At 68.3% G+C, this 13,349-nt stretch carries 11 protein-coding genes and 1 tRNA gene; 10 read left to right on the forward strand and 2 right to left on the reverse strand.

The genetic code is table 11. The features are described 5' to 3' along the window. Positions 1 to 28 precede the first annotated feature (28 nt). Positions 29 to 844, reverse strand: a complete 816-nt coding sequence (locus tag NKI68_RS05115; RefSeq protein ID WP_254545634.1) for an enoyl-CoA hydratase/isomerase family protein — start codon at positions 842 to 844, stop codon at positions 29 to 31. 60 nt (positions 845 to 904) lie between these two features. Here NKI68_RS05115 and NKI68_RS05120 point away from each other — a divergent pair, with 60 nt between their 5' ends. The 4 genes from NKI68_RS05120 (at position 905) to aceB (ending at position 4,433) form a co-directional block, all read left to right on the forward strand. Further along, a complete protein-coding gene (locus NKI68_RS05120) occupies positions 905 to 1,522 on the forward strand; it encodes a DUF7114 family protein (RefSeq protein ID WP_254545635.1) in 618 nt (205 codons plus the stop codon). A 48-nt stretch (positions 1,523 to 1,570) separates the two neighbouring features. Further along, positions 1,571 to 1,642: transfer RNA gene (locus NKI68_RS05125), tRNA-Thr, on the forward strand. 337 nt (positions 1,643 to 1,979) lie between these two features. Further along, on the forward strand, positions 1,980 to 3,047 hold the full coding sequence (gene aceA / locus NKI68_RS05130) for an isocitrate lyase (RefSeq protein ID WP_254545636.1): 1,068 nt from the start codon (positions 1,980 to 1,982) through the stop codon (positions 3,045 to 3,047). A gap of 84 nt (positions 3,048 to 3,131) precedes the next feature. Next, positions 3,132 to 4,433 carry a malate synthase AceB gene (gene aceB, locus NKI68_RS05135; RefSeq protein WP_254545637.1) on the forward strand — a complete coding sequence of 434 codons (1,302 nt, stop codon included), beginning with the start codon at positions 3,132 to 3,134 and terminating at the stop codon, positions 4,431 to 4,433. Positions 4,434 to 4,719: 286 nt separating this feature from the next. On the opposite strand, the gene NKI68_RS05140 is transcribed toward aceB, so the two are convergent. After that, positions 4,720 to 6,984 (reverse strand): NADP-dependent malic enzyme, encoded by a 2,265-nt coding sequence (locus NKI68_RS05140; RefSeq protein ID WP_254545638.1) that lies wholly within the window; start codon positions 6,982 to 6,984, stop codon positions 4,720 to 4,722. A 164-nt stretch (positions 6,985 to 7,148) separates the two neighbouring features. Between NKI68_RS05140 and NKI68_RS05145 the strand changes: the two genes are divergently transcribed. From NKI68_RS05145 to NKI68_RS05170, 6 genes are all read left to right on the forward strand, one after another. Further along, positions 7,149 to 7,967 (forward strand): COX15/CtaA family protein, encoded by an 819-nt coding sequence (locus tag NKI68_RS05145; protein ID WP_254545639.1) that lies wholly within the window; start codon positions 7,149 to 7,151, stop codon positions 7,965 to 7,967. Between the two features lie 126 nt (positions 7,968 to 8,093). Beyond that, positions 8,094 to 8,957 (forward strand): basic amino acid ABC transporter substrate-binding protein, encoded by an 864-nt coding sequence (locus tag NKI68_RS05150; protein ID WP_254545640.1) that lies wholly within the window; start codon positions 8,094 to 8,096, stop codon positions 8,955 to 8,957. Positions 8,958 to 8,960: 3 nt separating this feature from the next. Then, entirely contained in the window at positions 8,961 to 9,734 is a 774-nt protein-coding gene (locus tag NKI68_RS05155) for an amino acid ABC transporter permease (protein ID WP_254545641.1), read from the forward strand. Beyond that, a complete protein-coding gene (locus tag NKI68_RS05160) occupies positions 9,731 to 10,483 on the forward strand; it encodes an amino acid ABC transporter ATP-binding protein (RefSeq protein WP_254545642.1) in 753 nt (250 codons plus the stop codon). Before NKI68_RS05155 ends, NKI68_RS05160 begins: the two co-directional genes overlap by 4 nt. Then, a complete protein-coding gene (locus NKI68_RS05165) occupies positions 10,480 to 11,460 on the forward strand; it encodes an amino acid ABC transporter permease (RefSeq protein ID WP_254545643.1) in 981 nt (326 codons plus the stop codon). The genes NKI68_RS05160 and NKI68_RS05165 overlap by 4 nt, the downstream gene beginning before the upstream one ends. Positions 11,461 to 11,509: 49 nt before the next feature. Beyond that, entirely contained in the window at positions 11,510 to 13,183 is a 1,674-nt protein-coding gene (locus NKI68_RS05170; RefSeq protein WP_254545644.1) for a Na+/H+ antiporter NhaC family protein, read from the forward strand. The last annotated feature ends 166 nt before the right edge of the window (positions 13,184 to 13,349 follow it).

A 13,349-nucleotide genomic window follows, 5' to 3' on the forward strand; every position in this document is an offset into this window, starting at 1 on the left:
CTTCTGCTCGTTCACCCCTGCTTCTCGCTCACCTGCCGCCCGTCCCGCGCCCGAGTGCCTCCGCGTGGTCGGCGACCAGCCGCGCGAAGGCCTCGGCCTCGCGTGCCTCCTGCGCGTTCCGTGCTTCGCGTGCCTCCTCCCCGCGTCCGCTTCCCCCGTCGAGGGTCTCCGATCCCCCGCGCATCAGGGCTTTGAGTTCGCGCAGGGCGGCGGGGTCGTTGTCGGCGACCTCGCGCGCGACGGCGAAGGGGTCATCGCGGACGCGGGAGACGAGCCCCGTCCGGAGCGCCTCCTCGGCGTCGAGCGTGCGACCTGAGAGAGCGACGTCGAGGGCGTCTCCCTCCCCGAGGACGCGCCGGAGGCGGTGCGTACCGCCCCACGCGCCGAACAGCCCGAAGGTGACGCCCGTCTCGGCGAAGGTCGCGTCGGGTGTGGCGACCCGGAGGTCGCAGGCGAGCGCGAGTTCGACGCCCCCGCCGCGGGCCGCGCCGTCGATCCCGGCGACGACGACCGCCGGTGAGTCCTCGATGGCGCGGGCGACGCGCTGGCCCCGGCGGGCGAAATCGGCGGCCGCGTCCGAGTTCGCGTTTGTGTTCTCGTTCGCGTTCGCGTCCGTCGTGTCCGCCGCGTCAGTCGCGCTCTCGCGTGCGACCGCCGCGACGACGTCGAGATCCGCGCCGGCGCAGAACGCCGCCCCCGCCCCGTGGAGGTAGACGACGGGCGTGGGGGGGTCGGCGACCGCCTCGGCGAGCGCGTCGAGGCCGTCGACGGTGAGGGCGTTTCGCCGCTCGGGGCGGTCGAGCGTCACCGTCCGAATCCGGTCCGAGTCGCGTGTCCGTATCACGGTCGTGGCAGGTGTGACGTTTCCAAAGGTCTTTGCCCGTCCCAGGGCTAGCCGCTTTCAATGGAGGAAGCCGACGCCGTCCGGCGGGCCGCCCGGGCGTCCGTTGACGACATCGAGCCCCCCGCACTCCACGACGAACTGCGGTCGTTCATCGACGAGGGATCGATGGTCCCGGGCGTCCTCGCCGTACTCACGGCGCGGGCCTGCGCGGCCGATCCCGCCGAGGGCGTCCTCGAGCGCGCCGCGGGCGTGCAGCTCATCTACGACGGCCTCCGGCTCACGCGGCGGCTCACCCGCGAGGAGCCGTGGCGGACGGGCGACGCCGACGCGGACGCCGGCGACATGCACGTCCTCGCGGCGGACGTGCTCGTCGCCCGCGGGTTCTACCTCCTCGCCCGCACCGAGGCCGCCGGGGCGGCGGTCGAGGTGGTCCGGGCGTTCGGCCGCGATCAGACCGACGGCGGGACGGCCGACGCGCTCGAAGCCGACGTACTCGACCTCGCCGTCGTCGCCGGGGCGACCGCCGGCGGCGTCGATCCCACCGGGGAACTCCGCGCCGTCGCCTCCGACTTCGTTCGGGGGCACGGCCCGGGGTTCCCCCCGGCCGACTCGCTCGCGTCGGCGGACGCCTACGACACCCTCGTCCGATCCGTCGACGGCGCAGTCGCCGACCACTGAATCGAAACGCCTAAAGTCGATTCGCGGCTGGTACAGAATGCGCACCCTGCCTGGGTAGCTTAGAGGTAAAGCGCGTCCTTGGTAAGGACGAGAGCCCGGGTTCAAATCCCGGCCTAGGCTTCGTTTTCCACCGCCGTTTTACTCGTTCTCAAACGAGCGTTTCCCGTTCTATCCATCCCGTCCGAGAGCCACGCTAGCATCCTCGTCTCTCGCTCTCCACCCCACAAACCACAGCGACAAGCACGCTCACCAATCAAACCGACCCCTATGCAACCGATCCCCGTGCTACCCTCTCTCACTTATACGCGTGGGGGTGGACTAATGCGCCGGAAGGGGACTAAAGAATATTATCATTATAAATCATAACAGTTTTTATCCGACATGTGCCAGAGACGGGTGCGAAGTGCGCGGGGGTCACCCCCGCCGACCCGGACGGGTCGAAAATCAAACCCCAACAATGACAAACGACAACGGCACGGACAAGGTTGCGAGTCGCGTTCGGAGTACCGAGACGGGGATCCGCGAGATCGACAACGAGGCGGGCCGGGAGTTCCGCGAGCTACTCGACTCCCAGCAGTACGTCTTCGCGCCCGGACTGTATCACGCCCTCGACGCCCGACTGTCGGAGATGGCCGGTCACGACGCGGTCTACATGAGCGGCTACTCGACGGTCCTCGGGCAGTTCGGCTTCCCGGACCTCGAGATGGTGACGATGACGGAGATGGTCGAGAACGCGAAGCGGATCGTGGAGGCGACCAACCTCCCGGTCGTCGCCGACTGCGACACCGGGTACGGCGGCATCCACAACGTGCGACGCGCCGTCCGCGAGTACGAGAAGGCGGGCGTCGCGGCCGTCCACATCGAGGACCAGACCTCGCCGAAGCGCTGCGGCCACATCGCGGGCAAGCAGATCGTCCCCCGCGAGGAGGCCCGCGCCCGCTTCGAGGCCGCGGTGGACGCGAAGCAGAGCGAGGACACGGTCATCATCGCCCGCACGGACGCCTACGGCTCCGCCAACGGCGACTGGGAGGAGCACCTGGAGCGCGGGCGCATCTACGCGGACGCCGGCGTCGACCTCGTCTGGCCGGAGATGCCCGACCCCTCCCGGGAGGACGCGGTCGAGTACGCCGAGACCATCCACGAGACCCACCCCGACCTGAAGCTGGCGTTCAACTACTCCTCCTCGTTCGCGTGGTCCGAGGAGGAGGACCCGCTCACGTTCGCGGAGCTGGGTGACCTCGGCTACAAGTACGTCTTCATCACCCTGTTCGCGCTCCACTCGGGCGCGCACGCGGTCTACGAGGACCTCAAGAACCTCTCGGAGAACGCGGAGGAGGGGCAGTTCGACCTCGAAGGCCGGTACCTCGGCCACGAGACCGAGAGCCACCACCAGCTCTCGTTCGTCCCGCGTTACCAGGACATCGAGGCGCAGTTCGACCCCGAGGCCCAGGAGCGCATGCAGCGGTCCGCCGGGTTCAAGGAGGAGGAGTCGGACCCCATCTCCTCGTCGACGGACGACGACTGAGCGCGCTCGCGGAACGACTGACTCGAGAAACGAGTCAGCGATCCTACATAGAATTTAATCGAGTACCCTACATAGCAGACCATCATGGCTGAACGCAAACACGACAGGAAGTTCGTCCGGACGTTCTTCACCACGCCGACGGCGGTCGAAGGCGAGGAGGACTCCGCCAAGATGCTCCGGGGAGCCATCGGGCTCCGCGGGATGAAAGCACCGGACGTCTGGGTCCCGGACAACGAGGACGCGACGGCCCCCTCGATGCGCGATGAGGGCGCGGAGAACATCGTCGAGGTCGTCGCCGAGAACGGCGCGGACTTCCCCGGCGAGATCCACCCGCGCGTCGTCTGGCACCGGGACAGCCCCGCGACCCGCTACCAGGGCTTCCAGCACATACTGCAGATCGCCGACCCCGAGCGGGGCGCGATCGAGCACATCGACGGCTTCGTCATCCCCGAGGTCGGCGACATCGACGACTGGAAGAAGGCCGACGAGTTCATCACCATCGTCGAGAACGAACACGGCCTCGAGGAGGGGAGCATCGCCATGTCCGTCATCATCGAGAGCGGGCAGGCCGAGCTAGCGATGGGCCAACTCCGCGAGGAGATGGGCAAGCCCACGAACAACCTCGAACGCCTGTTCCTCCTCGTGGACGGCGAGGTGGACTACACGAAGGACATGCGCGCGATCACGCCCACGGGCGAGTTGCCCCCGTGGCCCGAACTCCGCCACAACACCTCCCGGGGGGCGAGCGCCGCCGGACTCATCGCGGTCGACGGCCCGTACGACGACATCCGCGACGTCGAGGGCTACCACGAGCGCATGACCGAGAACCAGGCGAAGGGGATGCTCGGCATCTGGTCGCTGACGCCCGGGCAGGTCGTCGAGGCCAACCAGTCGCCGCTCCCGCCGGAGACCGGCAGCTGGCTCCTCGACGCCGGCGGTCGCAAGGTCGAACTCGACTCGGAGGACGGCGTCGAAATCTACGACGGCGACCGCCTGTCGCTGGAGGAGACCGGCGACGGGTACGTCCTCCGCGTCGGCGGCGACGAACTGGAACTGGACGAGGACGAACTCCGCGAGGAGTTGCTCGACATGACGGAGTACGTCCCGAGCATGGACGACATCGTCGACTCCATGGAGGAGTTCGAGGCGGCCAAGGAGGCCGGCAGGGGTGCCATCGCGATCACCCAGTCGGCGACGCTTCGGATCGACGGCGTCGAGATCGACGTCAGCAAGGATCGGATGTGGGACGAGGCCACCTACCAGGCGGCGATGACCCCCATCGCCCTGTTCAAGGACGTCTACCGGAACCGTCCAGACCAGCACGACGAACTGGCGGAGATGTACAGCGAGGACGTCGTGGAGCGCGCGATGGACGTCGGGGCCTGATCGACGGCAGGAGAGCCGTCGTCGCCCGACCGGAGCGCGGCGATCGCCGTCCCGCCACCCGTCTCCTCTCCGACGAACCTTTTTGTGCGAGAACGGGACCAGCGTCGGCATGCCCTGAGAGTCGCCGCGAGGTGCGCGCCGGTCGATCCCCGACCGGGCTGCGGTTGCGCGACGCGCCGCCTCGCGTACTCGTGGACGCGTTCGCACCGACGCGTCCGCCCCCGTCGCCTGTTCGCAAAGAACGAGTCCGCACCGCGGGACCGAGAGATAGCGTACGCTTCGCCGCTCAGCGGTCGTTCTCGCGCTCCTGGGCGTCCACCACCGCCACCCCCGCCAGGTTGACGATGTCCTTGACCTCGTCACCGCGCTGGAGGACGTGGACGGGCCGGTCCATCCCCACCAGCATCGGCCCGATCGCCTCCGCCCCGCCCAGCCGCTGGAGGAGCTTGTAGGCGATGTTGCCGGCCTCCAGATTCGGGAAGACGAGGACGTTGGCGGGTTCGTCGAGGTCGGAGAAGCTGTAGGTGCCGGTGAGCATCTCCTCGACGACCGCCGTGTCCGCCTGCATCTCCCCGTCCACCGGAAAGTCGACGTCGGGATCGGAGCGGAGCATCCGCGCCGCCTGGCGCGGCTTGGCGGTGCCCTCGTTTCTGACGGAGCCGAAGTCGGAGTACGAGAGGAACGCCACCCGGGGATCGACGTTGAACCGGCGGGCGAGTTCCGCGGTGTGGCTCGCGATCTCCGCCAGCACCTCCTCGTCCGGCGCGAGGTTCACCGTCGCGTCGGCGCAGAAGACGACGCGGTTCTTGAAGGTGAGCATGTAGACGCCGGCGGCGTAGTTCGCGTCCGCCGCCGTCCCGATCACCTGTAGCGGCGGGCGCAGCGCCGACGGGTAGTGGTGCATCAGGCCGGTGAGCATCGCGTCGGCGTCGCCCATCTCCACCATCACGCTCCCCAGGTAGTTGCCGTCCTCGATGAGTTCCCCGGCCTCGCGGCGGGTGACGCCCTTGCGCCGGCGCAGTTCGTGGAGCCGGTCGGCGTACGCCTCGAGACCGTCCTCCTCCGGATCGACGATCTCCGGCTCGAAGTCCAGCCCGAGCGAGTCGGCGGTCCGACGGATCGTCTCGCGACTGCCGATGAGCACCGGGTGGGCGACGCCCTGTTCGACGATCTGGTAGGCCGCGCGGATCATCTTCTCGTCGTCGCCCTCCGCGAGCACGAGCCGTTTGGGGTCGCTCTTGGCCTTGTTGAGGACGACGCGCATCATCTCGCGGGACTTCCCGAGGCGCGCCTCCAGACGTTCCACGTAGGCGTCCGTCTCGAGTTCGCCGCGCGCCGCGCCGCTGTCCATCGCGGCTCGCGCGACCGCGGGCGCGACCTCGAAGAGGACGCGGGGGTCGAGGGGTTTGGGGATGATGTACTCGGGGCCGTACTGCAGGGGCTGGTCGCCGTAGGCCTTCACCACCGCGTCCGGCACGTCCTGTCGTGCGAGCCGTGCGAGTGCCTCCGCCGCGGCGACTTTCATGGCTTCGTTGATTTCGGTGGCGCGGACGTCGAGCGCGCCGCGGAAGATGAAGGGGAACCCGAGGACGTTGTTGACCTGGTTCGGGTAGTCAGAGCGCCCCGTCGCCATGATCACCGTGTCATCGCGCGCCTCCTTGGCGTCGTGGTAGCTGATCTCGGGGTCCGGGTTCGCCATGGCGAAGATGATGGGATCGTCGGCCATCGAGCGGACCATCCCCTGATCGACGATCCCGCCGGCCGACAGGCCGACGAACACGTCCGCGCCCGCCATCGCGTCCGCCAGGTCACCCTCCGGCACGTCCCGCGCGAACTCCTGTTTGAACTCGTTGACGTCGCCCGCCTCGGCGCGTCCGGTCGTGATGATGCCCGAGGAGTCGCACATGGTGATGCGCTCCCGGTCGGCACCGAGCGAGACGTAGAAGCGGGCGGTGGCGATGGCGCTCGCGCCCGCCCCGGAGAAGACGATGTCGAGGTCGTCGAGGGGTTTGCCGGCGATGTCGGCGGCGTTGAGCAGCGCCGCCCCGGAGATGATGGCGGTGCCGTGCTGATCGTCGTGGAAGACCGGAATGGACATCTCCTCGCGGAGGCGCTCTTCGATCTCGAAGCACTCCGGCGCCTTGATGTCCTCCAGGTTGATCCCCCCGAACGTCGGCTCCATCGCCGTCACCGTCTGGATGATGTCTTCGGGGTCCGTCCGGTCCAGTTCGATATCGAAGACGTCGATGTCGGCGAAGCGCTTGAACAGCACGCCCTTGCCCTCCATCACCGGCTTCGACGCCTGCGCCCCGATGTCACCCAGACCAAGGACGGCAGAGCCGTTCGAGACGACGCCCACCAGATTGCCCTTGGCGGTGTAGGCGTACGCCTCGTCGGGATCGTCGGCAATTTCGAGACAGGGGGCGGCGACGCCCGGCGAGTACGCAAGCGAGAGGTCGCGTTGCGTGTTCGTCGGCTTCGTCGTCGAAATCTCGATCTTTCCCGGCGGCTCGCGTCGGTGGTAGTCGAGTGAGTCCTCCTCGATGCCCATAGGGAGTACCCCGTACAGCGTCGGTAAAAAGATACCCACGAATTCGACGGGCGTGAGGGGTCATGACGTCGGACCGAGAGCTTCGCCGACGCGCAGTCGGGTGCCGGGTATCGACCGCGGACGTATAGCCGACAGTATAAGTCCTCCCGGCCCCGAGTCGGCGTATGGGTCACCGCTTTCGCACCCTCGTCGGGGCTTCGGCGGGGCTGACGTTCCTGCTCGTCCTGCTCGGGGTCTACACGGCGGCGGCCGGCGCGGGGTTGACCTGCAACGCCCGCTGGCCGCTGTGTGACGGCGCGGTCTTCGGACTGTTCCCCGCCAACTGGGCCAGTTTCGTCGAGTGGTTCCACCGCCTCGTCGCCATGGTCACCGGCTTCGTCATCCTCGGGACGACGATCTCGGCGTGGCGGTCGGGCGTCGAGCGGCGCGTTCGGTACGCGCTGGCGCTCGCGACGCTCGTCCTCCCGTCGCAGATCGTCCTCGGCGCGCTCACCGTCACGCGATACGAACTGCTCATCCTCACGGCGCACTTCGTCACCGCGATGGCCATCTTCACGGGCGTCGTCCTCGCGGCGCTGTGGACGTTCGACGGGGGCCGGGATCGCGCCGGGAGGGCCGCGCTCGCCGCCGTCGTCGCGCTTCCCGTGGTCGCGGCGCTGACGCCGCGACTCCTCGTCGACTACGTCCCGGCGGCGCAGGTCGCGTACTACGCCGTCGGTCTCGCGGGCTACGCCGCGCTCCTCGGAACGACCACGTGGGCCGACGACGCGACGCCGGCGCTCGCCCGCGGCGCGACGACGCTCGCGGCGGCCATCCTCTTCGTGCTCCTCGTCGTCGGGCGGCAGGTGTTCGGGGATCGAGGGCAACTGCTGGTCCTCGCCGGCACCGTCTTCGCGTTCACCCTCGCCGGCGTGGCGCTCTGGCTGACCTCGCGGGCCGCGAGCGTCGACGCGCCCTCCGGCGGACTCCCCGGCGGCGACTGAGGGACGCACCGTCGATTCGTCGATCGAAAAGTTCGGTTTCGAAACCTGTTTCCACGACTGAACGGGGCGGACGAGCGTGGATTCAAGTGAGTAGCTTTATTTTCGCCAATCCCCTCCTCCGCTAACATGAGTGACGGAAGATCTCTCGGGCGGAGAGCATATCTGAAAGCGGTCGGTGCCGGGTCGGCAGTCGCGCTCGCGGGCTGTCTCACCGGCGGCGGTGGCGGCGACGGCGGCGGTGGAAACGGAACCGGAAACGGATCGGGTAACGACACCGGTAACGCGACGGACGGCGGCGGTGGCGGCGGGGAGATCGTCGCCGGTACGGCCCCGGGCTTCCCCCCGTTCGAGATCATGAAGGGCGGCGAGCTGACCGGGTTCGACATCGAACTGCTGGAGGCCGTCGTCGCGGAGACGAACTACGAACTCACCGGGTGGAAGACGTTCGACTTCAAGTCGCTCATCCCGGCGCTCAACGACGGTGCCATCGACGTCATCGCGGCCGCGATGACGATCAACGAGGAGCGAAAGCAGTCCATCGCGTTCACGAACCCCTACTACGAGGCCGACCAGTCGATCCTCGTGGCGAAGGGCAGTGACTTCTCGCCCTCGAAGCTCGGCGACCTCTCGGGCCACCCGATCGGGGCGCAGAAGGGGACCACCGGTGAGCAGATCATCAAGGATCAGCTCATTAAGCCGGGGAAGCTCGACCCGTCGAACTACAAGGCGTACGATAACTACGTCCTCGCGGTGACGGACCTGGAGAACGGCAACATCGACGCCGTCGTCCTCGACAAGCCCGTCGCCCAGACGTTCCAGCAGCAGCGCGACGTGAAGATCGCGTTCACGTACAAGACGGGCGAGGTGTACGGCTTCGGCGCGCGCAAGGACGCCGACCCGCTCGTTCAGGCGCTCAACCAGGGGCTGAAGGCGGTCAAGGAGAACGGGACCTACGAGGAACTGCGGAACAAGTGGTTCAGCGAGGCGTAAGCGATGGATCCGTCGCCCTGGCTGGTACCGCTGCAGGGACCGTGGGCCGACCTGCTCCCGACGCAGGCCGAGGACTGGGAGTTCATCCTCGCTAACGTCTGGTACCTCTTTGCGGGCCTCGTCGTGACGATCATGCTCACGGTCACGAGCCTCCTGCTCGGCTTCCTCGCCGGCTTCCCCGCCGGAGCCATCGAGGTGTACGGTCGCGGACCGCTCCGGAGCGCGATCCGCGCTGCGGGCGTCGCGCTCCGGGGGACGCCGATCCTCGTCATCCTCGTCATCGTGTTCTTCGTGGTACCGATCCCGTTTCCGAAGTCCGACGTCACGATCCCGACGCCGTGGATGCCGGTGACGTTCAACCAGGGGGCGTTCGCCGCCGCGACGCTCGGTCTCGGTCTGCGGAGCGCGGCCTACCAGTCGCAGACCTTCCGCGGGGCGCTCCAGAGCGTCAGCGAGGGCCAGATGGAGGCCGCCCGGTCGATCGGGCTGTCGAAACTGGAGGCGATCCGGTTCGTCATCACGCCGCAGGCCCTCAGGCGATCGATCCCGGGCTTCCAGAACGAGTTCACCATCGTGCTGAAGGACACGAGCATCGCCATCGTCATCGGGGTGGCGGACCTGTTCTTCCGCGGAAACGCCATCTTCATCCAGCAGACCACGGCGACGCTCGAACTGTTCCTGTTCATCAGCCTCATCTACTTCGTGTTGACGTTCGTCACGAACCGCTCGCTCGACTACCTCGGACGGTACTACGCGATCCCCGGAGGAAACTCGTGAGTCAGAACCCACTACTGCGCGTCGAGAACCTGCAGAAGTCGTACGGAGCGGAGGAGGTACTCAAGGACGTCAGCTTCGACATCGAGCGGCGCGACGTCGAGGTCATCATCGGCCCCAGCGGGAGCGGAAAGAGCACGCTCTTGCGCTGCGTGAACCGCCTCACCGAGTTCCAGGGCGGCGACGTCTACCTGGACGGGCAGTCGATCCTCGACATGGACGTGAACGACCTCCGCCGGCGCGTCGGGATGGTCTTCCAGGACATCAACCTCTTCGCGCACCTCACCGCCCGCGAGAACGTCTCGCTCGGCCCGCGTCGCGTCCTCGGCGTGGGTCGCGAGGAGGCGAACGCAACGGCTGACCGCTACCTCGCGCAGGTCGGGCTCTCGGACCAGGCCGACTCGTACCCGGCGGAACTCTCCGGCGGGCAGAAACAGCGCGTCGGCATCGCCCGCGCGCTGGCGATGGATCCCGAACTCCTCCTGTTCGACGAGCCGACGAGCGCGCTCGACCCCGAACTCGTCGGCGAGGTGCTCGAGGTGATGCGCGACCTCGCCGAGGAGGGGATGACGATGCTCGTGGTCACCCACGAGATGGGGTTCGCCCGCCGGGCGGCCACGAACCTCATGTTCCTCGACGACGGGTACGTCGTCGAGCGCGGCCCGCCCGCCCAGTTGTTCGAGGCCCCCGAGCGCGACCGGACCGCCGAGTTCCTCCGGCGGTTGACGGCCCTCGAAGAGGGACCCGCATGAGCGGCGTGGGCGGGGAGACCGTCACGCGGACGCGGGTCGGTCTCCCCTCCTGGCAGCGGATCGGCACGGCCGTCGGCGCGCTGTTCTGGGGGTGGCTGATCGTCCGCTGGATCGCGCTGTGGGCTGGCTACAGCCGGCCGTTCCTCCCGAGCGCGCCGTTCGTGCGCGCCGAGGAGGGGTTACACATCGACGCCGAGGTCATCGGATCGACGGGCGGACCGCTCGCGATCCCCGCGGACGTCGTCGCTGGCCTCCTGTCGTGGCTCGGCGACGTCGCCGGGTTCGTCGCCATCGCGGCCACGAGCCTGCCGGACCTGGCGGCCGGGGCGTGGCTGACCGTCGTCCTCACCGTCGCGAGCATCCTGCTCGGACTCCCCATCGCCGTCGCGCTGAGCGTCGCACGCATCTACGGCGGACCGGTCTCGCGCTCCCTGTCGCTCGGCTACATCGAACTCATCCGGGGGACGCCGCTGCTCGCTCAGCTGTTCGTCATCTACTACGGGCTGAATCTCTCGGCGTACTTCCAGACGTTCACCGCCGGTCCGCTCCCCGCCGCCGCCGTGTGGGTGGCCGTCGTCGGCTTCACGATCAACAGCGCGGCGTACCAGGCGGAGTACATCCGCGCGGCCGTCGAGTCCGTCGACGCCGGGCAGTTGACCGCCGCACGCGCCGTCGGCCTGTCGAAGCTGGACGGCATCCGCTACGTCGTCCTGCCCCAGGGCCTGCGCTACGCCATCCCGGGGTGGACGAACGAACTCGTCTACCTCATCAAGTACTCCTCGCTGGCGACGTTCATCGTCGTCCCCGAGCTGTTCACCAGGGCCGACGACATCGCCAGCGAGACGTTCCAGTACCAGGACGTCTTCCTGCTCGTCGCGCTGTTCTATCTCGCGCTGGTGCTCTCGGCGACGGTGTTCATGGACCGCGTCGAGCAGGCGGTGGCGATCCCCGGCGTGGGCGTTCGCGGCGGCCGCTGAGCGGCTCCGACGCCGAACGGTTTTTATCCACCCCCTCCGACGACGGTCCATGGCACTCGAGAGCATCGACGCCGGCGTCTGGTCGCTCGTCCCGGCGCTGGTCGCCATCAGTCTGGCGTGGTACACCCGCGATGCCCTCATCGGGCTGTTCCTGGGCGTGGCGAGCGCCGGCGTCGTCTACGGCGCGTTCGTCCCGAAGACGGTGGGCGTTCCCGCGGGGGTCCAGACGGGGCCGGTCGGGATCGCGCTGGGGGCGCTCTTCGGACTGAAGACCGTTCCCCAGCTCGTGGCGACGGCCCCGCTGTTCAGCGACGCGTGGTACGTCGAGAACGTCCTGATCGCGATCTTCGCCATCGGCGGCCTGATCGGATTGATGATCCGCGCGGGGGCGATCCAGGGGGTGCTGGAGGCGCTCGCCGCGCGGGCCGACTCGCCCGCCGACGCCGAGAAGGCCGCCTTCCTCGCCGGGATCGCCGTCCACATCGACGACTACTTCAACTGCCTCGTGGTCGGCTCGATGATGCGCCCGCTGACCGATCGCTACGACGTCTCGCGGGCAAAACTCGCCTACTACGTCGACTCGGCGGGGAGCCCCGCCGCCCGCCTCGCGTTCTACTCGACGTGGGGGGCGGCGATGATCGGCTTCATCGGCGCGGGACTGGTCGAGGCGCAGAAACAGGGCACCCTCCCCGGATCGATGGGGAGCTACGTCGAGGGGACCGGTGAATCCGCTTCGGCGGTCACCCGGGAGATCTGGCCGCTCTTCTTCAACACGCTCTTCACGGGTTTCTACTCGTGGATCGCGCTCGCCATCGCGGCACTGGTCGCCTGGCAGGTGTTCCCGAACCTGCGGGAGATGCACAGCGAGGAGCGACGCGCCCGGAACGGCGGGGGCGTCGTCGGCGAGGACCACGACCCGATGATCAGCGAGGAGATGGCCGCCTACGACATGTACGAGGGTGCGACGCCCGACTGGCGCAACTTCGCGTTCCCGATCCTCGTGATGATCGCCGTCGGGCTCGGGGCGATGTTCTGGCGGGCGAATCCCGTGATCAGCGCCCCCCAGATGACACTCGCCGCCTCGCTCGCCGGGTACGAACTGTGGCTCCCGGCCGGCGGGAAGTGGTCGTTCGACATCGGCGGCGTCCACCTCGGCCTCGCCGCCACGGCCGCGATGATCGTCGCGTTCGTCGCGTACCGCCTCCAGGGGAACATCCCCTCTAACGACGACGCGACCGACGCGCTCATGCGGGGCTTCAAGGGGATCTTCCTCGCGGCGGTCATCCTCATGCTCGCGAGTTCGATCCAGAACGCCGTCACCACGCTCGGCATCTCGAACTTCGTCACCGACTGGTTCCGCGGCGTCCCGGCGTGGATCGTCCCCGTGAGCGTCTTCCTCGTCACCAGCTTCGTCAGCTTCTCCGACGGCAGTTCGTGGTCGACCTACGGCATCATGTTCCCCATCGCCATCCCCATCGCGTTCGCGAGCGGCGCGAACCTGCCGCTCGTGCTCGGGGCGGTCTTCTCGGGGGGCATCTTCGGCGACCACTCCTCGCCTATCTCCGACACCACGGTGCTCGCCTCCTCGACCAGCGGCAGCGACCACATGGTCCACGTCCGCACGCAGATCCCCTACGCGCTCGTCTCCGCGGGGATCGCCGCCCTCCTGTTTCTCCTGTTCGGGCTGCTGTTGCCCGAGGGGTTCCGGGTCATTCCCTACTAGACCACCTTTTGCCGCGCGGGCGGCCGAAGGCCGCCCGCTGGCAAAATCTGGACCAAAACCCTTCCTCACCCCCTCAGTCGCTGCGCTCCTTCGGGGGTTCGTCGGTCCGCTCGCTCGGCTTCGCCTCACTCGCGGGTGCCGCGCTGGTGCCAGCGGTGACCCTCTA

The sequence above is a fragment of the Halomarina pelagica genome (genome assembly GCF_024228315.1).
Lineage (GTDB): Archaea > Halobacteriota > Halobacteria > Halobacteriales > Haloarculaceae > Halomarina > Halomarina pelagica.

Excerpts from the sequence above, each read along its gene's own strand:
- NKI68_RS05155 (WP_254545641.1), top strand. The coding sequence starts at position 8,961 with ATGGATCCGTCGCCCTGGCTGGTACCGCTGCAGGGACCGTGGGCCGAC.
- NKI68_RS05165 (WP_254545643.1), top strand. The coding sequence starts at position 10,480 with ATGAGCGGCGTGGGCGGGGAGACCGTCACGCGGACGCGGGTCGGTCTC.
- NKI68_RS05140 (WP_254545638.1), bottom strand. The coding sequence starts at position 6,984 with ATGGGCATCGAGGAGGACTCACTCGACTACCACCGACGCGAGCCGCCG.
- NKI68_RS05145 (WP_254545639.1), top strand. The coding sequence starts at position 7,149 with ATGGGTCACCGCTTTCGCACCCTCGTCGGGGCTTCGGCGGGGCTGACG.
- NKI68_RS05150 (WP_254545640.1), top strand. The coding sequence starts at position 8,094 with ATGAGTGACGGAAGATCTCTCGGGCGGAGAGCATATCTGAAAGCGGTC.
- aceB (WP_254545637.1), top strand. The coding sequence starts at position 3,132 with ATGGCTGAACGCAAACACGACAGGAAGTTCGTCCGGACGTTCTTCACC.
- NKI68_RS05170 (WP_254545644.1), top strand. The coding sequence starts at position 11,510 with ATGGCACTCGAGAGCATCGACGCCGGCGTCTGGTCGCTCGTCCCGGCG.
- aceA (WP_254545636.1), top strand. The coding sequence starts at position 1,980 with ATGACAAACGACAACGGCACGGACAAGGTTGCGAGTCGCGTTCGGAGT.
- NKI68_RS05120 (WP_254545635.1), top strand. The coding sequence starts at position 905 with ATGGAGGAAGCCGACGCCGTCCGGCGGGCCGCCCGGGCGTCCGTTGAC.